The sequence below is a fragment of the Cupriavidus neocaledonicus genome (assembly GCF_000372525.1).
In the GTDB taxonomy this organism is placed as follows: domain Bacteria; phylum Pseudomonadota; class Gammaproteobacteria; order Burkholderiales; family Burkholderiaceae; genus Cupriavidus; species Cupriavidus neocaledonicus.
On the sequence record NZ_AQUR01000098.1, the window covers coordinates 109,322 to 132,681 of the forward strand.

The following is a 23,360-nucleotide window of genomic DNA, read 5'->3' on the forward strand; positions in this document are numbered from 1 at the left end:
GTGGAGTATCCAATGGCTGCCCGATCGCTCGCTTCCCTGTCGCTGTCGTTTGGCCTGGTGTCGATCCCGGTCAAGCTCTATACCGCCACCGAGAGCAGTTCCGCCGTGCGCTTCAACCTGTTGAGCAAGGATGGCTCGCGCGTGAGGCAGCAGTACATTTCCGAACAGACCCAGAAGGTTGTCGAGCGTGCCGACATGATCAAGGGCTACGAGTTCGAGAAAGGCCGCTTTGTCACGTTCGCGCCCGACGAGCTCAAGGCACTGGAAGAAAGCGCCAGCCATATGGTCGATATCGTCGCGTTCATCCCCGAGCAAAGCGTGGATCCGCTCTACTACGACAAGGCGTATTTCATCGCCCCCGACAAGCGTGGCGGCAAGCCCTACAGCCTGCTGCGCGAGGCCATGTCGCGGACCGGCCGCTGCGCCATCGCCAAATGGGCATCCAAGGGCAAGTCGCACGTAGTCCAGATCCGCCCGGTGGAAGGCGGGCTGGTGTTCCAGCAACTGCTGTTCGCGGATGAAGTGCGCAACATCGCCGAACTGAATATCGAAGAGGTAGCGGTGTCCGACGCCGAGCTGAAGCTGGCGATCCAGCTGATCGAGCAGGCCTCCGAGGAAGAATACGACCCCACCCAGTACAAGGACGAGGAGAAGGCCAGGATCCTGGCCGCCATCGATGCCAAGATCGCCGGCAAGCACATCGTCGCACCCGAGCCGGTGGAAGCCGGCGCCGGCGGACAGGTGATCGACCTGATGGACGCGCTGCGCGCCAGCCTGTCGAAGAAGGGCACCGCGGCCGCCAAGGGCAAGGCGGCCGCAGCCGCCCCACCCGCGCGCAAGGCCGCCCGGCGCGGTGCGGCGGCAGAACCCACGCCGATCCGACGGACCACCAAGAAATCGGCGTGAAGCGCAACGGCGGTCTCAGCACGCGAGACCTGGAGGCGCGCCTGGGCGTGTCCAGGCGGCTGATCGGCAGCCTGGTCGCGGCCGGGCTGGTGCAGCCCACCCGCGGTCTCCACGGCGAGCACGTATTTTCCTTCCAGGACGTGGTGCTGATCCGCACCGCCGACTCCCTGCACCGCGCGCATATCGGTCCCGCGCGGATCCTGCGCGCGCTGCGCCACCTGGAACGGCTCAAGCCAGACCGGCACCTGTCGGCGGTACGCATTTCGGCGTGCAGCGGCAAGGTGTCGGCCCGCGACCGCCATGGGGACTGGATCGTGGAGACGGGCCAGCGGCTGATGGACTTCGGCACGCAGGACGACGCCGGGGTCCGTGTCATGGCGCTGACGCGGGAAGCGTCAGCCTACGCCGCCGCTGACCAAGCGCTGGCCGAGGGCCTGCGGCTGGAACCGGTCGATGTCCGCGGCGCCGAAGCGGCTTACCGGCGCGCGGTGGCCCATTATCCGGCGATGCTGGACGCGTACCTCAATCTCGGCTGCCTGCTGGCCGACCAGGAACGGCTTGACGAAGCCATCCTGCTCTATGAATCCGCGCTGACCGTGCTGCCCGACGAGCCGCAGCTGCACTTCAACCTGGGCGTGGCGCTGGAGGATACCGGCGCCACACAGGCCGCACTGGCCGCCTACGAGCGCAGCATTGAACTGGCGCCCGGCGACGCCGACGCGCACTACAATGCCGCGCGCCTGCACCAGGAACTCGGGCACATCCAGAAGGCGCTCCGGCACTTCAACCAGTATCGGAAGCTGGATCGCTCTGAATGAGGCGGTGCCGGCGCGCTTGAACGCGTCTGCACCGCAAGATCGTCCCGCTTAAAACTTGTGCCGGAGATTCGCCGTGATCCCTGTCTGGTTTTGCCCTGGGGTCGCCGTGCCAAATCCATTCAGCCCCAGCGCTGAATTGTCCTTGTTGTGTGCATAGCCCACCGTCAGGAAGGCGTCGGTCCGTCTGGACAGCGCATAGTTGACCGACGCCGCCAGGCTCCACGGATCCTGCCCGGAGTTTCTGTTATTGAAGTAATAGCCAGCCGCTGTCATACCCACCGCCGGCGACACTTGCAGGCGGTAACCGATCCAATAGATGTCGTTGCGGCGCACCTGGCCGCCCGGGACAACGCCGATGTCGCCTCTGAACCACCGGTAGCCCGCCGATATCGTGCCCTGCCCCAGCACGTAGCTGGCCCCCAGGCCAAGGCGTCGGTCGGTCTGGCCTGAACTTTGCCCGGAGATCCCCGTTGTGCCTTGTTGCTGGTCATAGACCACCGTCGCGCCGAATCGGCCGGCTGCATACTCCAGGCCGCCGCCGAAGGCCCGGTCGCTCCTGACGTCCCCGGGCAATTCACCGGCGGGTGCGCTGCCGCCGCCGCTCGCCACGACCGAGCCCCGCGCCAGGCTGTACAGGGCCACGGCGGTGACGGGCCCGAACTTGCCGGTGTACTTTGCGGTATTGTCGTAACGACCGACCAGAACGGGGTCCAGCATGAACGCGGAGTACCGTGTTGCGAACCCCGTCGGATCGTAATTGATCAGCAGGTCGAACAACGCATTCTGCTGACGACCCAGCGTCATACGCCCCCACTCGCTTTCCAGCCCCACATAAGCCTGCCTGCCAAAGAGCCGGCCGCCCTGGCCCATGCCGGTATCGAGATCAAAGCCGCTCTCGAGCACGTACACGGCCTTGCTGCCGCTGCCAAGGCCTTCAACGCCTCGCAGGCCCCAACGCGAGCCCGATACGTTGCCGCTGGTCATCCGCAGCTGCTTATTCCCGGCTGCATCGGCCTTGGTCAGGTACTCGATGCCGATGTCGCCAACGCCGTAGAGGGTGACAGTCGACTGTGCCGCAGCCAGCTGGGAAACCAACGCCAGCAGCATGCCGGCACACAACTCTCTTTTCATGAGCGTCTTCATTTTTTGAATGCCTTCCATGGATGGGATCTACGCGTGCGTTGGCGAGCCAGACCGCCCGTGCGCCCTGGCTGAATGCAACGCAGCACTTGAGAGAGCGCCCGCCGTGTCGTCTTGTTCTGGCGGAACCCGGGCTCAGGGCCTGTAGGCCCTCAACACTTCAGCAGCGGCCCGGTAGTCGCCGGTCAGGGGGCGGTCCTGCTCAAGAAACGCCACGCGCTTGCGCAATGCATCGGCGAGTGCCTGCGTGGCGGGCGACAACGTGAACGCCGGATCCTTGCGGCGACGCAACTCGGCCGCCTGGACGGCATGGACGAGCTCGATGGCCAGCAGTGCATAGGTGTTGTCGATCTGCTTGCGCACGCGTTGCACCACCGCCGGCGCGTTGGTGGCGACATCTTCGATATTTCCTGACGAGGGGGAAAAATCCATGGAAACCGGTTGCGCCAGCGACTTGTTTTCCGCAGCGAGCGCGATGGCTGGCTTCTCCATCGCGCCGAATGCATGGACCGTATGCTCCGTGCCGAGGGAGCGCGACAGACTGGTGAAGTTGGGATCGTTCAGCCGTCCGATGCGCTGCGCCGATGCCAGGGAATGATGCCCAAGCGCGATGGCAGTCTGCTCGAACGCGAGTACCCAGGGCAAGGGCACGAAATTCGCGGTGGGAAGCACTGCCCCGCCCCTTGCCAGATAGCTTTGCTGCTCTTGCCACCGGCTCGACCTTGGCTTCACACCAATCGCCACGCCCGGGTTGTCATCCGACGCGTTGTACTGCACGTTCAGCAGCGCGCGCAATTCCGACTGCGTACGATCGAGTTCGCCGATCAGGAAAACACCGGTACGGAAACTGAGCGGGTCCTGCAGGCGGCGCGACGCGTCCTGGTTCCACAGACTGGAGCCACTCAACAGGCGGCGCAATTCGGCTCCGGCTTTGACCGTGTCCGGAAAGGGCCGCAACGCGAGGGAATCTTCCAGGAACGGAGAGACATTGCCGTTGAGCGCTTGCAAGCTTAACGCGTAGACAAGCTTGGAATGCCGGCCCAGATTCGCAAGATCCACCAGCGCGAGCGACGCCAGGCCAGAGGCATAGGAATTGGAGCTGAGAATCGACAGGCCGTCCTTGCCGAACGGCTGTATCGGTGCAACCCCGGCGGCCGCAAACGCGGCGGACGCCGGCTGCCGACGGCCTTGATAGTACACGTCTCCTTCTCCGAGCATGGCCACGCCCACATGGCTGAGGATGGTGATGTCCGCCTCGCCGATGGAGCCGACCGAAGGGATCGCAGGCGTAATGCCCTCGTTCAGGAAGCGAACGTACGCGTCGACGATACTCTCTTGCACGCCGCCGCCCCCGGAGAGCAGCGCATTCAGGCGGGCAGCCATCGCGGCACGGACGTCGGCAACCGGCGCGTCGGGCCCGGCGCCACCACTATGCGCACGCAGCAGCGCGATATTGAAGCGCCGCGACGCTTCCACGATCTCCTGGGTCAGTTCCCCGCTGGCATCGACCATGGACCGGTCCTTGTTGAGCCCGACACCGACCGTCAGTCCATAAATCTGTTTGCCTGCGCGCGCGGCATCCAGCAGCACCGCATGCGCTTCGCGAACGCGCTGGCGTGCCGCCGGCGCGATGCGCACCGGCTCGCCGTGGGCAATGCGGACGATGGCTTCCGGCGTAGCGTTGCGGCCATCGAGCTCCACCTCGGCGAGGGCGGGCAATGCCATGCAGGCCGCAAATGCGGCGAGGCCCAGCGCACGACCAAATGCGAGAACTGGTTTGCTACGGAACACCAATGGATTGCGTTTCATGGCTGGCTCAATAATTTTTGGACAAAGCGCGTGCATTACCGCGCCCCGGAGCGCGGCAGCGATTCGGTTAAGACAAGAAAGGAATCAGGACAGCAGTGGCACGGCGTTACGGCTGGGGATGGCCCAACGCACGTATGGCGCTACGGTGCCGCCGCCCTTTGCATCGACTGGTGCCGGAAGGCGCGGCGGTCACTGGAACCATGGGAGACAGTGTAGTCACAGGCCCATTAACCGACTTATGCTTTTTTGTCGGTAACCCTTAACACCCCGTTAATTGCCATAGGGACGAACCTTCGCAGACCGGGTGTTCGCGCAGTCATGCTGGTCTGGGATTTGGCGGGGTCCAAGATGCCGCTGACCCGGCGCGATCTGGAGTCGAGCCGCTGCACCGGCTTGCGGTCGCGCGGCGCGGTGAAGTCCAGCTGCTTGAGCCTGCTTTCTCACGAATCGCAGCATGCGGCCCCCCATCCGGGGAGCGTGCTGCGCGCGTCAAGCGTGTGCGCTGAAGCGGTTGACTATGCGCGCAGGAAGCGGCCGATGGTTCCGGCCGCGCTCTCGGCGCCAGTCACAAGAAAGAGGTGCCCGTCGTCGACCAGATGCAGCGCCGCGTTGGGAATCACCGCGGCCAGGATCCTGGCATTGACTGGCGGCACGATAGGGTCGTCGGTCCCGTGCATCACCAGCGTGGGCTGCTTCAGCGCGCCCAGCCAGGGCAGGCTGCTCCAGCCCCAGGCCGCCAGCAGCTGGTAGAGGTAGCCGCGTCCGCGCGGCGGCTGCATGTGCCGGCCGTGCTGGTCGAGCCATGCGGGGTCATGACGCAAGGCACCGCCATACAGGTCGGCGCCAACGCGGCGCAGATACTGCGGATCGGTATAGCGGCGCAGGCCGATCATCTTGGTCAGCACTGACAGCCTGCCAGGCACCATGATGACGCCGGGCGAGGTGGCCGCCAGGACCAGGCGTCTGCAACGGTCGGCATGAAGCCGGGCAAATTCCTGCGCCAGCGCTCCGCCCCACGACACGCCAAGCGCATCGACCTGGCCATCGTAGCCAAGGCGCGACAGCAGCCGGTCGGCCAGCACGCAGAGACCGGAGAAGCGGTAAGGCATCAGCGGCGCGGGAGAGCCGCCGACCCCGGGAACGTCGAAGAGAATCACTTCGATGTCAGGCAGTGCGTCGACAAAGGGCTTGAGCAGTTCGAAGTTGGCGCCGATACCGTTGAAGACCAGCAGCGGCGGGCCGGCGTCGCGGCCCGGCCGGATGCCGGTCCTGAGTACCTGGCCGTCCAGATCCACGGTCCGGACCTCGAGCTTGTGGCCGGCTTGCGTGCCGGCATCGATGATTGTCATCAGTTTGTCCTGGAGACGTTGGCGCGCAGGCCTGGACGGCACGCCGGCCAGGCCCGCCGGCGTTTATGCCTTAGGGCGCAGGATGCCCTTGACCTCCTCAACGTTCTCCGCGATGCGCCGGCCGACCGTGGCGATGCTGTCCGCCTGGGCCTTGTAGAGCGTATCGCTCAGGCCGCGCAGGCCGGCCACGGCCTTGTGCAGCGAGCGCGGCAGCGCTTGCGCTACCCTGGCAGAAGGCTTGTCCTCGGCGGACTCGCCGCCGCGTGCCAGCGCCTGCAGGTCGGCGGCGGTGTCGCACAGGTACTCGGCCTGCAGGCGCACCACCGATTGCAGGCCGCTCAGCAGCGTGATGTTGATGCTGGCCAGCGCCTCGATATCCTTGCGGCGCGACTCGAGGATCGCGGCCGGGTCCAGGCGATTGTGCCGGACGAAGTCAAGCAGCTTGCGGTGCGGGGCCTGAGACGCCTGCCGGGCGGCGGCGTCCGCGGTGTTGGTCGATTCCATCTGGGTATCTCCTCACGGTTGGGTTGCAAAAATCGAAACTGCGGTTGGCCGCCGCGCATGGGCCGGCGCCCATGGATCTGGGCATCACGCTTCGGTCACATAGCGTCCGGGCGCCTCGCCACAGGGTGCGAATTGCGCGCTGCCTGGAACGTCTGGCGCGCGGCGCTTTGGGCCTGAGCGCGCCTGCAGCCACTGGCTCCAGTGTTCCCACCATGAGTCCTGCACGGCGGTCGCGCCGTCAAGCCAGGCCTGCGGATCGGCGGCCGGCGCGCCGCCGCGGAAAAACTTCGCCTTCGGGTTGCCGGGGGGATTGACCAGGCTCTGCACGTGACCGCTGGAACTCAGCACGAACTCGGTGCGCCCGCCAAAGGCGCGCATCGACCGGTAAACCGCCTTCCATGGCGTGATGTGGTCGGTCATGCCGGCCAGCACATACTTGTCGCAGGTCACGTCGGACAGCGTGATGGCGTGGCCGAGCACGTGCAGCGTGCGCGGCGTGGCGAGCTGGTTCATCGTAAGCATGTCGAGGAACTGGCCGTGCAAGCCGGCGGGCAGCCGCGTGGTGTCGTTGTTCCAGTAGAGGACATCGAAGGCCGGCGGCGCATTGCCGAGCAGGTAGTTGTTGACCCAGTAATTCCACACCAGGTCGTTCGGCCGCAGCCAGGCAAAAATCCGTCCCAGCGCCGCGCCGTCGAGCACGCCGAGCGCCTGGCTGCCCTGCCGCGCTGCCGTGACGGCCTCAGGCGTGCTGAACAGCCCGAGCTGCGACTCCGCATCGAGTCCGAACACCGATACCATCAGCGTCGCGGCATGCACCAGCTTTTCGCCGCTGGCGGCGCAATAACCCATCAGCGCCGCCATGGTCATCGCGCCGGAGCAGGCGCCATGCAGGTTGACGTCGGCACTGCCGGTGATAGCGCGGATCGCCCCGATCGCCTCGATCAGCGCGCTGACATAGGTGTCCAGGTTCCAGTCGCGCTGCGCCGCGGTGGGATTGCGCCAGCTGACGATGAATACCTGCAGCTCCTGCGCCAGCAGGTACTCCACCATGCTCTTGCCGCTGGCCAGGTCGAACACATAGAACTTGTTGACCTGCGGCGGCACGATCAGCTGCGGGCGCGCATGCACGCGGGCCGTGGACGGCGCGTACTGGATCAGTTCCAGCACTTCGTTGCGGAACACCACCGCGCCCGGCGTCGTCGCCAGGTTCTGGCCAACCCTGAAGGCTTCCTTGTCCACCTGGGCCGGCATGCCGCCGTTGCTCAGGGTATCGGCGACCAGGTTGGCCAGCCCGCTGACCAGGTTCATCCCGCACGACTCCACCGTCCTTCTCAGCGCGGCGGGGTTGCCCAGCAGGGTATTGGTCGGGGCCAGCGCATCGATCACCAGCTCGGTGAAGTACTGCGCGCGGTGCTTGCTGCGAGCGTCCATCACCGAGCGCCGCACAAAGCCGCCCAGTGCGTCGCGCCAGGCCTGGTAGCCCTGCAGCGACATGCGGTACAGCGGATTGTCACGCCAGGCGGCATCGCCAAAGCGCCGGTCCCGCGCCGACGGCAACGGCGCCGAGCCATCCAGGACGCTGACGAGATCGTGCGCCAGTTGCGCCTGCTGCTCGAGCACGAGCACCGGCTCCTGTACGCACTGCGCGCCGATCTGCTGCGCGGTGCTGACGAAGTCCTCCGGCCTCAGGCCGACGAATGGATTGGGACCGGCCAGCGTCGGGTTCGCGTCGATGGCTTCGATTGTTTCGATGGCCCCCGCCGCGGTGGCGGCCATCACCGTCGCGGCCTGCCTGTTCCTGCCGGCCTTGCTGGCCGGTCTGCGCGCCCTGGATGCGGTTGTCATGTTGCTGCTCCTGCCTCTGCCTTGCTGCTTTCTGCCTGTACCCGTGTCGTGTCCCGCTTCATGCCATGACAAGTGCGAGGGCTTCCGCCACCATGGCGGGCCTGGCTTCACCCTCGACTTCCATCGTGTTTTCCATGCGCAACAGCACGCGGCCGTCGCCCTTGTCATCGACGGACAACAGCCTGACGCGATTGCGCACGCGCCCGCCCGCCCTGACCGGCGCCAGGAAGCGGGTCTTCTCCAGGCCGTAGTTCACCGCGGCGCGCGCGTCGCCCGGCACCACGCCCATGCCGGTCAGCTTTCCCGCCAGCAGCGACAGCGTCAGGTAGCCATGGGCGATGGTGCCGCCGAACGGGCTTTCCTTGCGGGCGCGCTCGACATCGACATGGATCCACTGGCGGTCCCCGGTGCATTCCGCGAATGCGTCGATGCGCGCCTGGTCCACTTCCATCCACTCGGACACACCGAGTTCCTTGCCGACGAACGCGCAGAGCGTTGCCATGCTGTAGCCTTCGATTGCCATAGGTCTCCTCGCTTGATTCGGTGCCGCGCGTTGGCCCGCGCGGATCTGATGCCGGCATCGTAGTGGCGACGCGCACCAGGGCGGCTACCAAAACCGGCCCAATCGCTGACAAAACCTGCCGCTTTGCGCGCATGTGCCGCGGCAGCCGCGCAATGCGCACGCGAAGCCGCCCATGGTGGCGGAAACGGCCAGTCGCCGGCCGTCATTGCCGGGCACATTGCCGGGCTGCGATACGCGGCTACGGCGCGCGGCGGTAGGCGTTCGGCGTGCTGCCGGTCCAGTGGCGAAAGGCACGATGGAACGCGGTGGGATTGTCGAAGCCCACGTCGAAGGCAATGGCCGCGATCGGATCCTCCGAACGCGTCAGGCGCTGGATGGCGAGATCGCGCCGGACATCGTCCTTGATGGCCTGGAATGTGGTGCCTTCCGCGGCAAGGCGGCGGCACAGCGTGCGCACCGAACAATGCAGCGCCAGCGCCGCGGCCTCGATCCTGGGAGGATCCGGCAGGCGGTCGGCCACGTACTGCCGCACGCGATGACAGGTCATCTGCTCGGCGAACGAGACAAAGATCCAGTCCGCGGGCGCGCGCGCCAGGAACTTCTCCAGGTCTGGCTTGCGCTGGCGCACCGGCATGTCGAGGTAAGCCGCGTCAAAGATCATGCGGATCCGCTGGCAGCCGAAATGCACCGGACCGGGAAACAGGTAGAGATGGTCGCTGGCCAGCGGCGGCCGGCCGGATGGCAGTTCCACCGCCTGCAGCGGAATCTCCTTGCGAACCAGCCACGACGTGACGCCATGCACCAGCTTCAGCATCAGTTCGCGGCCCAGCATGCTTACGGCGGGCGATGCCGGATACTCCACCAGCTCCACATAGCCCGAAGCCCCATCGCGCCGCGACTCGATGCGGAAATCGTCGAGGATCAGGTGGAAGAACTGCCCGAACCGGTGCAGCGCCACTTCCAGCCTTGGCGCATCCAGCAAGCTCAGGCACAGGTATTTGAGCGTGCCATTGCGCAGAGGGCGGCTGAAGATGCCCGGCATTTCATCGTCGTGTTCGTGCGCGAGCAGCCGGTACAACGTGGCGAACTGCTCTTGCGTCACGCGCGCCGCCGGCTCCGCAAGCAGTTCGGCCGCAATGCCGGAGCACTCCGCCAGCCGCGCGATCGCCGTCGGGTCGGCTCCACAAAGAAAGCCGTTGACGAAGGAGATGGGGACGGTAGGAGACAGGGCGTTCACGCTAGCGCGCTGGCAGTGCATGCCGCAGGAAAGAGGTCGGCGCATTCTGCGTCTGGCTTCCGCCAACGCGCAAGCTGCAAGCGGCCCGTCGGACATCGTGTTTTCCCTGCCTGTCACGAAATGTCAATTGATCGTCCCGTATCGTCAAAATTTCCTGGCTCCACTGGACCAAACTCCGTGCTCACCGCAGACGGCAACCAAAGCCGCCGGACCGCGCCGCCGGATACCCGGCAGGCGCGCGCACCGATGCCATGATCAGGAGCCAACGCATGCAATGCCCCGACAATTCCCCACACCCCGACAACGGCTCCAGGCGCCAGTCGTTTGCCCTGGATCAACCGGCGACGCTTTCGGTCGAGGCCTATTTCGACCTGATCTGCCCCTGGTGCCTGATCGGCAAAAGGCACCTGGAAACCGCCATCGCCTGGCTTGGCCGCGAGCGCCCGGACGTTGCCGTGCAGGTGACGTGGCGTTCTTACCCGCTGATCCCCACGACCCCGCCTGCCGGCCTTCCGTACCGCGAGTTCTATCTGGCGCGGCTGGGCAGCCCGGAGGCCGTGGCGATGCGCCAGGCGCAGGTGCGTGCCGCGGCAAGGGATGCCGGCCTCACGCTGGCGCTGGAGCGCATCGAAACCTTCCCGAGCACGCTGCTGGCCCACCGGCTGGTGCGCCATGCGCGCCAGCAGGCCGGCGCCGGCGTGGCTGGCTTGCTGATCGAAGAACTGTTCCAGCGCTACTTCATTCGCGCCGAGAACATCGGTGACCCGCGCTTGCTGCGGCAGGCCGCGGCGTCGTGCGGCATCGCCTTGCCCGAGCATGCCGACAGCACCGGCGGGGATGACCTGGACTGGCTGCCATCGGTGCACGGCCCGCTCGACCCGCCGGCGCGCGCCGGTCTCGGCGTTCCCTGTTTTGTGTTCAACGGCACGCATAGGGTGTCGGGTGCGCGGCCGCCTGAGGTACTGCTCCAAACCATGCACCAGGCGCTGGCACGTGCCAAACGGCGCGCCACGTTGGCGGCTGGCTGAGGACTTGAGCGCTGGCCGCAAGGCCAGGGCCCGACACACCCTCCCGTCCCCAATACGCGAAGGCACCCAGAAAAAAAGCTGCCGCGCCGTGCGCTGCGCTCGCCATGCGGGCTAAGCGGTTCGGTTGCATGGGGGCTGTCCTGGGTGAAGGCGCGCTACCGCTTGCGTGGACTACAGGCACTACAGGCGCCGGATGCGTATCAGGGCTGTGCTGGACCAGGTGACGCTGCAGGTTGCGGCGCGTGCGCCGCCAACAAGGTACTGGCAATCCACGCCTTGGCACATATCATGGTTGTCGGGCCGGACGATCGGGCAATGGTGCCCGCGGCTCGCGGCACCGCCATGCGGCATTGCCGATCGCAACCGGGGGCTTTCATGCTGATCTCCAGACAATGCATGGCCGTGGCGCTGCTGGCGCTGGGCTGCACCGCCGCAAGCGCACAGCATGCCTCGGCGCCGGATGCCGCCGGCGCCATCGCCGAGGCGGTGCAGGGCGGCGCCAGCCCCTACCGTCCGCCGGCTGCCGCCAGCGAAGATCCGGACGACGCCAGGCGGGCCAAATGCGAATCGCTGAAGGCGCAGTACAACGCCACCTCGAAACAGCGCTCCTACCAGTCTTCCGGGCCGGCCACGCAGACCGCCCAGGGACGCACGATCCCCAAGATCGAGCGCGATAAGTCGCGCAAGTCGCTGCAGCAAGCCTACCGGGCCAACTGCACGTAGCTACGCCAGCGCTGGCGTGGCAAGGGAGGCCGGCTCAGCGCCCCATGCGCGCGTCATAGCTGCGCGAGATGCGCTGCATCAGGCCCGGGTCATCGGGGTCGCCGCCGTCAAACTGGACCCGCACCGTGCCGTCGGCCTGGCGCCGCACGCTTGCCGACACCGGCCGGTTGTTGCGGCTGCCGGCGATGGTGCCCGCCGTTGCGTCCTGCACCCGGATCGTGACCCCCTGGTCGCGCAGGGCGCCGGCCGCGGCGTCAAAGGCGCGGTCGTAGCGCGTGGGTTGCGAGCCGGGGTAGGTGGTCGGCACCATCGTCACCGGCTCGACGGGATAAGGGTATGCGCACGCCGACAGCCACAGCACCACGCCAGCCGCGGTCAAGCGCTTCACCAGAAAGGCCATATTCCCTCCTCGCAACCGGGTGCGGCGCTGTGCGGCATGGGCGTGCACACATGCCGTTTTCGAATGCGATGGGTGCGGGCTGCCGATGCGCGCTGATTTGACGCGCGCGTTCAGGCTGAATACGCGATATGAAGGTAGTACGACATTTATGGGATTTCAACCGATTTACGGCGCGCACCGCCATTACCGGAAATTTGTACACAAAATTGATTCGCGTTAGATTCCGTTGACGCCTGGCTGCCATTGCGAAATCGATCCGCCATTCCGCGCCGGATGACCACGCGCGCGGCGGCATGGCGGCAACAGAAAGTGGCATTGCAGGGCGGAGGAAAAAACATGGCCAAAGGCAAGGGCTTCGTACAGCCGCCGGTACAACCACTCTTCGCGCCCAACGCCATGTTCGCCGCCACCGATACCAACTACGCGCCGTGGCACGTGGCCGATTCCAATTACAAGCGGCCTGTCCGGCTGAACCCCATCACACACTTGCTGCGCAGATACCGTGCGAGCAGATCCCGCGCAAGGCGGTCAAGCTGCCTGCCAGGCAGAAAGCCGGCGGCTGGCGCGAGCCGGACTACCCATACCGCTACGTCGAGGAACGGTATTAATCACGCGCACCCGGGGCGGACGCGGGCCAGCGTTAGTCCGGCAGCTTGCGCGACTTCCAGCCGCCCTGCTCCTTGCAATACCACCCGGTCCACGATTCCGACTGCCCGGCGCGGCGGAACTCGCTGCGAACCTGGCGACAGGCATCGCCGCGATCCGTTCGCGTCTGCAACGGCGTGAACGATCCTTCCACCGCGCGGTGCCGCTTCTCGGCCGGCAAGCTGAACGCAACGCTTGCGCCATCGGCGGACTGGTCCATGGTCTTGCCAAAGACGCCCCACGCGGAATTCAATTGGGCCTGGCCCAGCGTGCCGACGATGGTGCCGGACAGGTAGTGGTCAAAGTAGCCCCAAGCCGGCCACGCCGACACGGCCGCGGCAAGCCCGGTGGCAGCGGCTACGCGCAGGCAGCGAATGGCCATGGCGCCTCCTTACTCGAAGCGCCCGGCCAGCGCCATGGCGTCGACCTTGCGCTGCATCCAGGAAATATGGTTGATACGCGGCACCAGTCCGCGCAACGTGCCCGCATCGACTTTGTTGAAAGGCAGCGTCACGGCCGGCCGCGAGCCATCGCCCTCCACGCGGTTGATGTCGTCGCATGCCGGCAATCGGTATCGCACCGGAAAGTCGCGGATTTCGCCATCGGTGGTCCCCGCGTCGGTATCCACCAGCATCATGGACCCCATGATCTTCTCCCTGGCGTTGCGCGACCGCTGACGCGCAGGCCTGCCCGACGATATGCCAGGACGGAGCGGCCGATGCACTTCGATGCGCGAAAGACCAGAGCCGTGCGTGCGCATCGTCATCAAAGTCCTGGCGCACTCTTCAATGAAGCATAGATTGAGCAGGCAAGCAAGCCACGGCCTCGCAGCATAAGCCCCTGCCAACCGGGGTTACCTGCGGGTGCCACAACGGGGCTGCCAACCGGCGGCACAAGTCCGCGCGGACGGCATGGGCAGGACAATGCAGGAATGATGATGGGCTTCCTGGGGCGGATGCGCAGCGCAAACACAGGCCCCTGAACGCGAATCGATCGAGATTGTCGATCTGACAGATGTGCGGAAACAAGCCCTCTTGGTTGCCGGCCCCTTCCCCCTTACAGGTACTTAAACAGATTCATCCCCTGAATCTGCATGAACGACTGCTGCGCCCCCTGCAACGCCACCTGCCGCTGGTAATACTCGGTAATCGCCTTGGCGTAATCCAGGTCCTGCAACCCCGACAGCGTCTGCGAATACGTCAGGTTCCGATTGGTGCCCACGTCGTCCAGCGCATCCAGCTCGTTCATGCGCGAGCCCACCGACGCGCGCACGGTCAGCACGTTGTCGAGCGAGTTGGAGAACTGGCGCACGGCGGTAGACAGCACGTTGCCCAGGTTGGCGCGGTCGTTCTCGGAGGCGGCCGGCTGGCGTAGCCTGTCGATCACGGTCTGCAGGTTGGCGAACATGTCGGTGCCGGCCTCGCTGGCCGGCTGCATGGTCAGGGTGTCGCCGGCCTTGGGGGCGCCGGAGACATTGAAGGTGAAGCCCGCGACGTCGATCTGTGCCGGCGAGTTGTAGATCACCGGGCCGGTGACCACCGGCGCGGGGGTGGCGCCGGTCGAGGTGTCGGTGATGGTGTATTCCATCTGGCCGGCGGCGTTGGCCGTGAACGACAGCTGCAGCGCGTGGCCGAACAGCGGATTGCTCGGATCGGTGGTGGACACCGTGCCAAAGGTGGCGGTGCCGGTATTGGCGGGGTTGCCCTTGACCACATAGCCGGCGCCGCCGGTCACGCTCATGAAGACTTCGCGGCCGGTGTTGCCGGCGGGCATCTGGCGCGCCACGTCGACCTGCAGCAGTTGCTGGCTGTTGTCGCCGATGTAGTTGCCTGCGCCGGCGCTCTGCGTGAACGGCGCGCTGCCCGAGCGGGTGCCGCCGAACAGGAACTGGCCGTTGCCGTCGTCGGAGTTGGCCAGGCTCAGCAGCTGGTTGTACAGCCCTTCCAGCGCGGTCGCCAGCGAGCCGCGGTCGGCATCGCTCATGGTGCCGTTGCCGGCCTGCACCAGCATGGTCTGTATGTTCTGCGTGATGGTGGTGACGGACTGCAGCGCGTTTTCTTCCGCCGCCAGCGCGATATTGGCCTGGTTGCGGGAGGTGGCGTACTGGCCGTTGACGGCCTGCGCCTGGCTGACGCCCAGCGCGCGCGTGGCGCCGACGGGATCGTCCGACGGGGTCAGGATGGAGCGGCCGGTGCCGAGCTGCTGCTGGATATGCATCAGCGCGCCCTGCTGGTAGTTCATCGACGCCAGGCCTTGCTGGTACAGGGTGGAGCTTGCAACGCGCATATTGGGTTACCTCTTCTGACGCGGGTTGGCTGCGGCGCTTAGCGGCCGATGCCGATGATGGTGTCGAACAGCGTGCCGGCAGTCTGGATCACGCGCGCATTGGCCTGGTACAGCTGCTGGAAGCGCAGCATCGACACGGTCTCCTCGTCCATGTTGACGCCGGACACCGATTGCTGCGCGGTCTTGATCTGCGTGGTGATGCTGTCCTGCGACGCCGACGCGATCTTGACCGACTTGGCGCGCGTGCCGACATCGTTGACCAGCTGCGCGTAGGCTTCGCTGAAGCTGGACACGCCGCCGATGGTCTTGGCGTTCTGCAGCTTGGCCAGCACCAGCATGTTGCCGTTGTCCTTGACCGCGCCGGCATTGCTGCCCAGCGTAAAGCTGTCGCCGGCGGCAGGCGTGCCGCCGAAGCTGAAGGTCAGGCCGTTGAGGGTGAAATCGGTATTGCTGCCGTTGGGCACGCCCACCGGCTGCGGCGCCATGGCCACGCCGCCGACCTTGAAGATGTAGTTGGTGCCGTCGAACTCGGCGGTGATCTTGCCGGCCGGCGGCGTGAATCCGGGCGCGACCTTGCTCAGCGACGCGGTGGCGTTGCCCTTGTTGCCCGCGGTCGCCTCGATGTAGGCAGGCGATGCCGCGGCAATCTTCGCCGGGTCATTGACCGCCATGTCGAAACCGGTGGCGGCGTTGCGGGTGGGCTGCACCGTGAACGAATCGTTGGTGCCCATCGCCGCATTGATCTCGACGGTAAAGCCGTCGGCGCTGAATTGCAGCGGGTAGGTGGCGCCGCCGGCCGGTACGGGCGTGACCACCTGCTGGTTGTCGGACAGGCGCGTCAGCGTGTAGTTGGTGCCGTCGAAATGGAGCTTGTAGTCGCTGGTGGTCAGCGCCGATGCATTGCTGATGGTGGCGGTGGCGACCGTGGTCTTGACGGCGTTGTTGGCGTTGGGGATGGTGGTGGCGCCGCCCAGCTTGAACATGTCGGTGCCGGCGGCGCCGTTCAGGTCGATGCCGAGCTGGTGCTGCGCATTGAAGCTCGCGCCGATCGCCAGCGACAGGCGCCCGATCGCGCTTTGCGCCGGATCCAGGGTTTCGGTGCGGAACTGCAGCAGGCCGCCCAGCGAGCCGCCGGTGAGCGCGCCCGGCTCGCTCTCGATCACGGCACCGGTGGGCAGCGTGTAGGCCACCACGGTGCGGTTCGGGTCGGCGGCCGAGGCCACGGCCTTCAGTTCATAGGCGTCATTGCCCATCACCAGCGGCTGGCCGTTGCCGACGAAGACGTTGTAGGTGCCGCTGTCCTGCACCACCACCTTGGCGCCGACCAGCTTGGTCAGCTCGGCCACGGCCTGGTCGCGCTGGTCGAGCAGGTCGTTGGGCGCCTGGCCGCCGGAGGCCGCCTTCAGGCGAGTGATTTCCTGGTTCAGGTTGGCGATCTGCTTGGTATACGCGTTGACCTGGGTGACGGCGGTGCCGACCTGTTCGTTGACGCCGGACTGCAGCTGCTTGAAGTAGTTGCTGGCCGAGCGCACCTGGCCCACCAGCGCCTGGCCCGCCGACAGCATGCCCTGGCGCGCGGCCGGATCGGCCGGGGTATCGGCCACCGCCTGCACCGCGGCGAAGAACTTCTGCATCAGCGGCGCCAGGCCGCCCTTCTGGTCGGCCAGCAGGTTGTCGATCTGGCTGATCTGGTCCGAGTACATCGCCAGCGACGCGCTGGCCGAGGTGGCGCCGCGCAGCTGGCCGGTCAGGAACTCGTCATAGACGCGGATCACCGTGGTGGTGTTCGAGCCGAAGCCGTAGAAGCCCTGGCTGGTGTACTGGCCGCCGGCGGACGCGACGATGGTGTTCTGGCGCGAATAGCCTTCGGTTGCCGAGTTGGCAAAGTTGTGGCCCGTCGTCGTCAGCGCGTTCTGCGCGGTGTTCAGGCCGGAGAGGCCAATACTGAAGAGAGACATGGTGCTCTGGTCCGGGATTGGTGGGACTGCCGCGGTTGGGGGCGGCGGGGTGGTATTGGGAAGTTATCGGCTCGGTGGGGGCGGGACTTTAGGCTGCGGCATGAATTGGAACGCACTGGCGCTTGCGGTGCGGCAGTTTGCTCTCCTCTCCCGCTTGCGGGAGAGGGGCGGGGGTGAGGGCCGGCGGTGGCAATAGCGATGGCCTTCACTTCGTTGATGCTCCCGCCCTCACCCCAACCCTCTCCCGCAAGCGGGAGAGGGAGTACGCAAGCGGGAGAGGGAGTACGCAAGCGGGAGAGGGAGTACACAAGGGGGAATTTGAAACGCCGAGGCAATGATGCGGCCGGCGGCTTCAAGCAAAGCTTTGACCCTAAGCCGCCACCTTCTTCATGATCTTCACCAGCTTGTGCCCGTACGCCGGATCCGTGGCATACCCCGCCCTCTGCAAGCCATGCGCCGCATCTTCGGCGTTCGCCGCGCTGACCACGCCCGCGTAGCGCGGATTGCTCGTCAGCAGGCGCGCGTAGTCGGCGCAAGCCTCGTCGTACGAGCCGTAGGCGCGGAACTTCGCACGCACCTTCTGCGGCTGGCCGTCGATGTATTCCGTGGTGGTGATTTCCGCGACGCGGCCCTTCCAGCTGGGGCCGGCCTTGATGCCGAAGACGTTGAAGGTGGTCGAGCCGTCGGCGTGCGTGATTTCGCGCTGGCCCCAGCCGGATTCCAGCGCGGCCTGGCCGACGATCAGCCGTGCCGGCACGCCGCTGGCGCGGGACGCGGCTTCGGCGGGGCCGGCCATGCGGGCGACGAAGGCGCTGACGTGGGCGGGCGCATCGTCGGGCAGCCGGCCCAGCCGGTCTTCGCCCTGGCCGCGGTCCGCGTAGGACTGCGGCTGGTACTGGCGCAGGCCCGCGGTGGGATTCCATTGCTGTCCGGCGACGATGGTGCCGATGGCGGGCAGGTCGGCCTGCTCGCCCGCGTCGGCGGGCATAGCTCCGGCACCGCGGCTGTCGAGCAGCCTGGCCATCTCGGCATCGGCGGCCTTGCCGGCCTCGGCCGGTGTCAGCGTGTTCATGCCGGCGGGCATCGCGGTGCCGGTGGCGCGCGCCAGCTGGCGCACCATCACGTCGGCCAGGCCGATGCCGCGCGACGACATCTGCTGCGCCAGCTGCTGGTCCATCATCGACAGGTAGAGCTTGCTCTGCTCGTTGTCGAACAGGCCGTCCTGCGGCGTGGCATCGCGCATGCTCTTGAGCACCATCTGCGTGAACACCGCCTCGAATTGCTTCGCCACGGCGTGCAGCGTACTGGCGTCGGCGCCGCCGCGCGCGCTGTGCTTGAGCGCTTCGAAGCCCTGCGTGTCCAGCGCGAAGCGCTGGGTCAGGTCGGCGCCCGCCGCGGGCAGCGCGCCACCGTTGATGCCGCTGTTCATGCTCAGATCACTTCCAGCTCGGCGCGCAGCGCACCCGCGGCGCGCATCGCTTCGAGGATGGTCTGCAGGTCGGCCGGGGTCGCGCCCAGCGCATTCAGCCCCTTGACCACGGCGGCCAGCGAGGCGCCCGCCTTGACGATCTGCAGCGAGCCGCCCTGCTGTCTCATGTCGATCTGCGACACCGGCGCCACCACGGTCTGCCCCTCGCTGAACGGCGCCGGCTGGCTGATCACCGGCTGGGTGTTGATGACCACCGACAGGTTGCCGTGCGCTACCGCGCAGTCTTCCACCGTCACCGCCTGGTTCATCACGATGGAGCCGGTGCGGGCGTTCAGGATCACCTTGGCCGCGGCCTTCGCCGGGGTCACGTCGAGATTCTCGATGCGGGCCAGGAAGCCCACGCGCGCCGCCGGCGACGCCGGCGCGCGCACCTGCACCACGCGCCCGTCCAGCGCCGCGGCCACGCCGCCGCCCATGTTGCGGTTGATGGCTTCGACCACGCGCTCGGCGGTGCCGAAATCCGTGTCCTTCAGTTCGAGGTTGAGCACGCCGCCATCGGGCTGGAACGGCGCCACCGCGCGCTCGACGATGGCGCCGTTGGCAATGCGCCCCACCGCCAGCTGGTTGATCTGCACCTTGCTGCCGTTGGCCGACGCGCCCGCGCCGCCCACCAGCATGTTGCCCTGCGCGATCGCGTAGACCTGGCCGTCGGCGCCCTTGAGCGGCGTCATCAGCAGCGTGCCGCCGCGCAGGCTCTTGGCATTGCCCATCGACGACACCACCACGTCGAGCTGGCTGCCGGGCTGCGCGAACGCGGGCAGCGTGGCCGTGACCATCACCGCCGCCACGTTCTTGAGCTGCATGTTCTTGCCGGCCGGCAGCGTGATCCCCAGCTGCGACAGCATGTTGGTCAGGCTCTGCGTGGTGAACGGCGTCTGCATGGTCTGGTCGCCGGTGTTGTCCAGCCCCACCACCAGGCCGTAGCCGACCAGCGGGTTGTCGCGCACGCCCTGGAAGGTGGCCAGGTTTTTCAGGCGCTCGGCCTTGGCACTGGAGGCGAAGGCGCCGAAGGCCACGCCCAGCGCCAGGCTGACCATGGTCAGCCGCAGCAGGCGGGACAGGAAACGAGCGAGCATCTGGGCAGACATGGCGCGGTCAGAACGGAGAAACATTGAGGAAAAAGCGCTGCAGCCAGCCCATGTTCTGCGCTTCGTCGATCACGCCCTTGGCGGTGTATTCGATGCGCGCATCGGCGACCTGCGTCGACAGCACGGCGTTGTCGCCGGTGATGGTGCGGGGGTTGACCACGCCCGAGAAACGGATGAACTCGGCGCCCTGGTTGATGGCCATCTGCTTTTCGCCGGAGACCACCAGGTTGCCGTTGGCCAGCACCTCCAGCACGGTCACGGTGATGGTGCCGTTGAAGGTATTGGCCGCGCTGGCGCCGCCGCTGGCCTTCATGGTGTTGGCGCCGTTGATGTTGGCGTTCTGGCTGGTGCCGAACAGGCCGCCCAGCGCGCGCGGCACGGCGTCGAACGCCAGCGCGGCGTTGCCGGTACGGCTGGTGTTGGTGCCGGAGTTCTTGCTGGCGTTGACGTTCTCGGTGATCAGGATGGTCAGGATGTCGCCCACGTTGCGCGGGCGGCGGTCCTCGAACAGCGGATTGCCGGCGTACGACGACTGGTAGATCGAGCCCGACGCCGGGCCGATCGGGCGCGGCTCGGCGCGTGCCGTGGTCGGCATCTGCACCAGCGGCTCGCGCGGCATCAGCGCGCAGCCGCTGGTGGCCAGCATTGCCACGCCGGCCAGGCAAACCAGCACGCGCGCGCCCAGGCGGGAAAGCAAGGTGGCCATGTTCACACCGATCAACCCAGTTGCGCCAGGCGCTGCAGCATCTGGTCGGAGGCCTGCACCGCCTTGCTGTTGATCTCGTACGCGCGCTGGGTCTGGATCATGCTGACCAGTTCCTCGACCACGTTCACGTTGGAGGCCTCGACATAGTTCTGCTGCACCACGCCCGCGCCGTTCAGGCCCGGCACGGTGGTATTGGGCGCGCCCGAGGCGTCGGTCTGCACGTACAGGTTCTCGCCCATGCTTTCCAGGCCGGCCGGGTTCATGAAGGTGGCCAGCTGTAGCTGCCCCACCTGCACGTTGGCGCTGGAGCCCGGCTGCGTCACCGACACCGTGCCGTCGCGGCCGATGGTCATCGACAGCGTGTTGGCCGGAATGGTGATGGCGGGCTGGATCACGAAGCCGCTGGACGTTACCAGCTGGCCGTTCTGGTCCACCTGGAACGAGCCGTCGCGGGTATAGGCGGTGGTGCCGTCGGGCAGCGCCACCTGGAAGAAGCCCTGGCCCAGGATGGCCACGTCCTTGGCATTGCCGGTCTGCTGCGGATTGCCCTGGGTGTGGATGCGCTCGGTCGCCACCGGGCGCACGCCGGTGCCCAGCTGCATGCCCGACGGCAGCGTGGTCTGGTCCGACGACAGCGCGCCGGGCTGGCGGATGGTCTGGTACATCAGTTCCTCGAACACCGCGCGGCCGCGCTTGAAGCCGTTGGTCGACACGTTGGCCAGGTTGTTCGAGATCACGTCCATCTGCGTCTGCTGCGCATCGAGGCCGGTCTTGGCAATCCAGAGAGAGCGGATCATGTGGGTCCTTGGTGGGTGCTGGGGGCCGGCACGACAACGCCGTGCCGGCCGGTCATTCGGTTCAGTTGGTCGAGAGCAGCTGGTTGGCGCGCTGCTCGTTGCCGTCGGCGCCCTGGATCATCTTCATCTGCATCTCGAAGCGGCGCGCATTGGCGATCATCTCGACCATGGCTTCGGTCGGGTTGACGTTGCTGCCTTCGAGCGCGCCCGAAATCACGCGCACGGTGGGATCGGCCTCGAGCGGCTGCGCGCCGGGGCGCAGGCGGAACAGGCCGTCATCGCCGCGGGCGATGGCGTCGTTGGGCGGGTTGACCACGCGCAGCCTTCCCACCTGCGCCAGGCCGGCTGAGGCTTCGCCTGGCCCGCGCGCGGTGATGGTGCCGTCGGTGCCGATGGTCACCTGCGAGCCCGGCGGCACCGCCAGCGGACCGCCATCGCCCATCACCGGCAGCCCGGAAATGGTCTGCACCTGGCCGTCCTGCGCCACCTGCAGCGCGCCGGCGCGGGTGTAGGCCTCGCTGCCGTCGGGCGCCTGCACCACCAGCCAGCCATTGCCCTGCAGCGCCACGTCGAGCGCGCGGCCGGTGTAGGTGAGCGGGCCGGCGCGCATGTCGGCACCGGGCGTGGAGGCCAGCGTGAAGGCGCGCGTGCCGGCCTCCGCCCCGACCACCGGCACCGCGCGGTACAGGTTGACCTGCGCGCGGAACGCCGGCGTCGAGACGTTGGCGAGGTTGTTCGATACCGCCGCTTGCTGGTCGAGTATCTGCTTGGCGCCCGACAGGGCGGTGTAGATCATGCGGTCCATGGCGGCGGCTCAGCTCAGCGTGGCGGTCACAGGTTGACCAGGGTCTGCATGACCGTGTCCTGCGCCTTGATGGTCTGCGCGTTGGCCTGGTAGTTGCGCTGGGCCACGATCAGGTTCACCAGCTGGCCGGACAGGTCCACGTTGGAGGCTTCCACCGCGTTCGAGCGCAGCGTGCCCAGGCTGCCGCCGGCCACGCCGAGCAGCGGCTGGCCGGATGCGCCGGTGGCGGACCAGACGTTGTCGCCCTCCGGCTTCAGGCCTTCGACGTTGCCGAACGCGGCCATCACGATCTGGCCCAGCGGCTTGGTCTGCTCGTTGGAATAGCTGCCGGTGATGGTGCCGTCGCCGTTGACCGAGAAGCCCAGCAGGCTGCCCGAGGTGTAGCCGTTCTGGCTGAGCTGCTTGACGTCGTTGTCGGCGCCGAACTGGGTGGTGCCGGTCAGGTCCAGGCGCATGGCCATGGCCTGGGCGCCGTTGGCCGCCGGCTGGGTCAGCGTGACCGCGCCCGCGCCGGGTGCCTGCAGCGCGCCGGCGTTGTCGAACGACAGCGTGACCGGCGCACCGCCGACGGCGTTGCCGTTGACGTCGGTCACGTACATCTGCCAGTCGGTGCCGCCCGGCACGGTCGGCGCCGCGCCCGACTTGGCGAAGTACGCCGTCAGCTGCTGCTTGTTGCCCAGCGAGTCATAGACGTTGATCGCCGTGCTGTAGTTGAACATGTTGGTGGTCGGCGGCACGCCGGGCGCGCTGGCAAACGCCTGCGTCGGCACGGTGGCGCGCGAATCGAGCTGGAACTTGGCGGTGATGCTGCTGGTGGCGCGCGGCTCCATCTGCGCGTTGCTGATCACCAGCGGCTGCGGCTGCACGCCCGCGCCGCCGGCCACGCCGGCCGGATAGCCGGTTACCTGCAGGCCCTGCATATTGGTGATGCGGCCGTCTTCCTGGCGCTGGAACTGGCCGTTGCGCGAGTAGTAGACCGCGCCTTCCGGGCTGGTCATGCGGAAGAAGCCGTTGCCGTTGGTGATGGCCACGTCCAGGGACCGGCCCGAGGCCTCGATATTGCCCTGGTTGAACGACTGCACCACCGAGTTCACGCGCACGCCCAGGCCGATCTTGGTGCCCGCGTAGACGTCGGCGAACTGCGCGGCCGATTGCTTGTAGCCAACCGTGTTGGCGTTGGCGATGTTGTTGCCGATCACGTCCAGGTTGGACGCGGCGGCGTTCAGGCCGCTTACCCCTTGACCGAAACCCATGATTGCTTCCTTTTGACTAGGCTATCGTTGAAGCCGGTTGGCGCCCCCGCG

General features: G+C 66.9%; 22 protein-coding genes and 1 pseudogene. 5 read left to right on the forward strand and 18 right to left on the reverse strand.

Going from position 1 to position 23,360, the window contains the following annotated elements:
* Positions 1 to 12 precede the first annotated feature (12 nt).
* Positions 13 to 906, forward strand: a complete 894-nt coding sequence (gene ku, locus A3AG_RS0116990) for a non-homologous end joining protein Ku (protein ID WP_018006585.1) — start codon at positions 13 to 15, stop codon at positions 904 to 906.
* Positions 903 to 1,724, forward strand: a complete 822-nt coding sequence (locus tag A3AG_RS0116995; protein WP_018006586.1) for a tetratricopeptide repeat protein — start codon at positions 903 to 905, stop codon at positions 1,722 to 1,724. Before ku ends, A3AG_RS0116995 begins: the two co-directional genes overlap by 4 nt.
* A 48-nt stretch (positions 1,725 to 1,772) precedes the next feature.
* On the opposite strand, the gene A3AG_RS0117000 is transcribed toward A3AG_RS0116995, so the two are convergent.
* The 7 genes from A3AG_RS0117000 to A3AG_RS0117030 all read right to left on the reverse strand — a co-directional run bounded on the left by A3AG_RS0117000 (position 1,773) and on the right by A3AG_RS0117030 (position 10,152).
* Complete coding sequence (locus A3AG_RS0117000; RefSeq protein WP_026164253.1) at positions 1,773 to 2,855, reverse strand: porin; 1,083 nt, start codon at positions 2,853 to 2,855, stop codon at positions 1,773 to 1,775.
* 144 nt (positions 2,856 to 2,999) lie between these two features.
* A complete protein-coding gene (locus A3AG_RS0117005) occupies positions 3,000 to 4,589 on the reverse strand; it encodes an HAL/PAL/TAL family ammonia-lyase (protein WP_018006588.1) in 1,590 nt (529 codons plus the stop codon).
* A 599-nt stretch (positions 4,590 to 5,188) separates the two neighbouring features.
* Positions 5,189 to 6,022: a poly(3-hydroxyalkanoate) depolymerase gene (gene phaZ / locus A3AG_RS0117010; protein WP_018006589.1), complete on the reverse strand. Its 834-nt coding sequence runs from the start codon at positions 6,020 to 6,022 to the stop codon at positions 5,189 to 5,191.
* 63 nt (positions 6,023 to 6,085) lie between these two features.
* Positions 6,086 to 6,526: a hypothetical protein gene (locus A3AG_RS0117015; RefSeq protein ID WP_018006590.1), complete on the reverse strand. Its 441-nt coding sequence runs from the start codon at positions 6,524 to 6,526 to the stop codon at positions 6,086 to 6,088.
* Between the two features lie 84 nt (positions 6,527 to 6,610).
* Positions 6,611 to 8,302, reverse strand: coding sequence for an alpha/beta fold hydrolase (locus tag A3AG_RS0117020; protein ID WP_018006591.1), 1,692 nt, complete (start codon positions 8,300 to 8,302; stop codon positions 6,611 to 6,613).
* Between the two features lie 127 nt (positions 8,303 to 8,429).
* Positions 8,430 to 8,894: a MaoC family dehydratase gene (locus tag A3AG_RS0117025; RefSeq protein WP_018006592.1), complete on the reverse strand. Its 465-nt coding sequence runs from the start codon at positions 8,892 to 8,894 to the stop codon at positions 8,430 to 8,432.
* Between the two features lie 238 nt (positions 8,895 to 9,132).
* A complete protein-coding gene (locus tag A3AG_RS0117030) occupies positions 9,133 to 10,152 on the reverse strand; it encodes an AraC family transcriptional regulator (RefSeq protein WP_018006593.1) in 1,020 nt (339 codons plus the stop codon).
* A 248-nt stretch (positions 10,153 to 10,400) separates the two neighbouring features.
* On the opposite strand from A3AG_RS0117030, the gene A3AG_RS0117035 reads away from it, so the two are divergent.
* Positions 10,401 to 11,159, forward strand: coding sequence for a DsbA family oxidoreductase (locus A3AG_RS0117035; RefSeq protein ID WP_018006594.1), 759 nt, complete (start codon positions 10,401 to 10,403; stop codon positions 11,157 to 11,159).
* Positions 11,160 to 11,534: 375 nt separating this feature from the next.
* The gene (locus A3AG_RS0117040) at positions 11,535 to 11,882 is read left to right on the forward strand and encodes a hypothetical protein (protein WP_018006595.1); all 348 of its coding nucleotides are present in this window, start codon (positions 11,535 to 11,537) and stop codon (positions 11,880 to 11,882) included.
* A 34-nt stretch (positions 11,883 to 11,916) separates the two neighbouring features.
* Here the strand turns inward: A3AG_RS0117040 and A3AG_RS0117045 are convergent, their stop codons facing one another.
* Positions 11,917 to 12,282, reverse strand: coding sequence for a hypothetical protein (locus tag A3AG_RS0117045; RefSeq protein WP_018006596.1), 366 nt, complete (start codon positions 12,280 to 12,282; stop codon positions 11,917 to 11,919).
* A gap of 396 nt (positions 12,283 to 12,678) precedes the next feature.
* Between A3AG_RS0117045 and A3AG_RS34565 the strand changes: the two are divergent.
* Positions 12,679 to 12,732 (forward strand): annotated as a pseudogene (locus tag A3AG_RS34565) (hypothetical protein); the annotation flags it as partial.
* A 190-nt stretch (positions 12,733 to 12,922) separates the two neighbouring features.
* Here A3AG_RS34565 and A3AG_RS0117050 read toward each other — a convergent pair.
* The 10 genes from A3AG_RS0117050 to flgE form a co-directional block, all read right to left on the reverse strand.
* Positions 12,923 to 13,309 (reverse strand): hypothetical protein, encoded by a 387-nt coding sequence (locus A3AG_RS0117050; RefSeq protein WP_018006597.1) that lies wholly within the window; start codon positions 13,307 to 13,309, stop codon positions 12,923 to 12,925.
* Positions 13,310 to 13,318: 9 nt separating this feature from the next.
* The gene (locus A3AG_RS0117055) at positions 13,319 to 13,693 is read right to left on the reverse strand and encodes a hypothetical protein (RefSeq protein WP_240619867.1); all 375 of its coding nucleotides are present in this window, start codon (positions 13,691 to 13,693) and stop codon (positions 13,319 to 13,321) included.
* A 290-nt stretch (positions 13,694 to 13,983) separates the two neighbouring features.
* Positions 13,984 to 15,213, reverse strand: coding sequence for a flagellar hook-associated protein FlgL (gene flgL / locus A3AG_RS0117060; RefSeq protein ID WP_018006599.1), 1,230 nt, complete (start codon positions 15,211 to 15,213; stop codon positions 13,984 to 13,986).
* 38 nt (positions 15,214 to 15,251) lie between these two features.
* Positions 15,252 to 17,171 carry a flagellar hook-associated protein FlgK gene (flgK, locus tag A3AG_RS0117065; RefSeq protein WP_018006600.1) on the reverse strand — a complete coding sequence of 640 codons (1,920 nt, stop codon included), beginning with the start codon at positions 17,169 to 17,171 and terminating at the stop codon, positions 15,252 to 15,254.
* A 370-nt stretch (positions 17,172 to 17,541) separates the two neighbouring features.
* A complete protein-coding gene (flgJ, locus tag A3AG_RS0117070; protein ID WP_018006601.1) occupies positions 17,542 to 18,600 on the reverse strand; it encodes a flagellar assembly peptidoglycan hydrolase FlgJ in 1,059 nt (352 codons plus the stop codon).
* A gap of 2 nt (positions 18,601 to 18,602) precedes the next feature.
* Complete coding sequence (locus A3AG_RS0117075; RefSeq protein ID WP_026164257.1) at positions 18,603 to 19,748, reverse strand: flagellar basal body P-ring protein FlgI; 1,146 nt, start codon at positions 19,746 to 19,748, stop codon at positions 18,603 to 18,605.
* Positions 19,749 to 19,755: 7 nt separating this feature from the next.
* A complete protein-coding gene (flgH, locus tag A3AG_RS0117080; protein WP_026164258.1) occupies positions 19,756 to 20,454 on the reverse strand; it encodes a flagellar basal body L-ring protein FlgH in 699 nt (232 codons plus the stop codon).
* Between the two features lie 11 nt (positions 20,455 to 20,465).
* Complete coding sequence (gene flgG / locus A3AG_RS0117085; RefSeq protein ID WP_012355134.1) at positions 20,466 to 21,251, reverse strand: flagellar basal-body rod protein FlgG; 786 nt, start codon at positions 21,249 to 21,251, stop codon at positions 20,466 to 20,468.
* Positions 21,252 to 21,312: 61 nt separating this feature from the next.
* The gene (flgF, locus tag A3AG_RS0117090) at positions 21,313 to 22,056 is read right to left on the reverse strand and encodes a flagellar basal-body rod protein FlgF (protein WP_018006604.1); all 744 of its coding nucleotides are present in this window, start codon (positions 22,054 to 22,056) and stop codon (positions 21,313 to 21,315) included.
* A gap of 26 nt (positions 22,057 to 22,082) precedes the next feature.
* Positions 22,083 to 23,309, reverse strand: coding sequence for a flagellar hook protein FlgE (gene flgE, locus A3AG_RS0117095; protein ID WP_018006605.1), 1,227 nt, complete (start codon positions 23,307 to 23,309; stop codon positions 22,083 to 22,085).
* Positions 23,310 to 23,360: the final 51 nt, after the last annotated feature.

Bases quoted from the DNA above. Each gene is read 5' to 3' on its own strand.
- ku (WP_018006585.1), top strand. From the start codon at position 13: ATGGCTGCCCGATCGCTCGCTTCCCTGTCGCTGTCGTTTGGCCTGGTG.
- A3AG_RS0117000 (WP_026164253.1), bottom strand. From the start codon at position 2,855: ATGAAAAGAGAGTTGTGTGCCGGCATGCTGCTGGCGTTGGTTTCCCAG.
- A3AG_RS0117005 (WP_018006588.1), bottom strand. From the start codon at position 4,589: ATGGCATTGCCCGCCCTCGCCGAGGTGGAGCTCGATGGCCGCAACGCT.
- phaZ (WP_018006589.1), bottom strand. From the start codon at position 6,022: ATGACAATCATCGATGCCGGCACGCAAGCCGGCCACAAGCTCGAGGTC.
- A3AG_RS0117015 (WP_018006590.1), bottom strand. From the start codon at position 6,526: ATGGAATCGACCAACACCGCGGACGCCGCCGCCCGGCAGGCGTCTCAG.
- A3AG_RS0117020 (WP_018006591.1), bottom strand. From the start codon at position 8,302: ATGGCCGCCACCGCGGCGGGGGCCATCGAAACAATCGAAGCCATCGAC.
- A3AG_RS0117025 (WP_018006592.1), bottom strand. From the start codon at position 8,894: ATGGCAATCGAAGGCTACAGCATGGCAACGCTCTGCGCGTTCGTCGGC.
- A3AG_RS0117030 (WP_018006593.1), bottom strand. From the start codon at position 10,152: ATGCACTGCCAGCGCGCTAGCGTGAACGCCCTGTCTCCTACCGTCCCC.
- A3AG_RS0117035 (WP_018006594.1), top strand. From the start codon at position 10,401: ATGCAATGCCCCGACAATTCCCCACACCCCGACAACGGCTCCAGGCGC.
- A3AG_RS0117040 (WP_018006595.1), top strand. From the start codon at position 11,535: ATGCTGATCTCCAGACAATGCATGGCCGTGGCGCTGCTGGCGCTGGGC.
- A3AG_RS0117045 (WP_018006596.1), bottom strand. From the start codon at position 12,282: ATGGCCTTTCTGGTGAAGCGCTTGACCGCGGCTGGCGTGGTGCTGTGG.
- A3AG_RS0117050 (WP_018006597.1), bottom strand. From the start codon at position 13,309: ATGGCCATTCGCTGCCTGCGCGTAGCCGCTGCCACCGGGCTTGCCGCG.
- A3AG_RS0117055 (WP_240619867.1), bottom strand. From the start codon at position 13,693: ATGACGATGCGCACGCACGGCTCTGGTCTTTCGCGCATCGAAGTGCAT.
- flgL (WP_018006599.1), bottom strand. From the start codon at position 15,213: ATGCGCGTTGCAAGCTCCACCCTGTACCAGCAAGGCCTGGCGTCGATG.
- flgK (WP_018006600.1), bottom strand. From the start codon at position 17,171: ATGTCTCTCTTCAGTATTGGCCTCTCCGGCCTGAACACCGCGCAGAAC.
- flgJ (WP_018006601.1), bottom strand. From the start codon at position 18,600: ATGAACAGCGGCATCAACGGTGGCGCGCTGCCCGCGGCGGGCGCCGAC.
- A3AG_RS0117075 (WP_026164257.1), bottom strand. From the start codon at position 19,748: ATGTCTGCCCAGATGCTCGCTCGTTTCCTGTCCCGCCTGCTGCGGCTG.
- flgH (WP_026164258.1), bottom strand. From the start codon at position 20,454: ATGGCCACCTTGCTTTCCCGCCTGGGCGCGCGCGTGCTGGTTTGCCTG.
- flgG (WP_012355134.1), bottom strand. From the start codon at position 21,251: ATGATCCGCTCTCTCTGGATTGCCAAGACCGGCCTCGATGCGCAGCAG.
- flgF (WP_018006604.1), bottom strand. From the start codon at position 22,056: ATGGACCGCATGATCTACACCGCCCTGTCGGGCGCCAAGCAGATACTC.
- flgE (WP_018006605.1), bottom strand. From the start codon at position 23,309: ATGGGTTTCGGTCAAGGGGTAAGCGGCCTGAACGCCGCCGCGTCCAAC.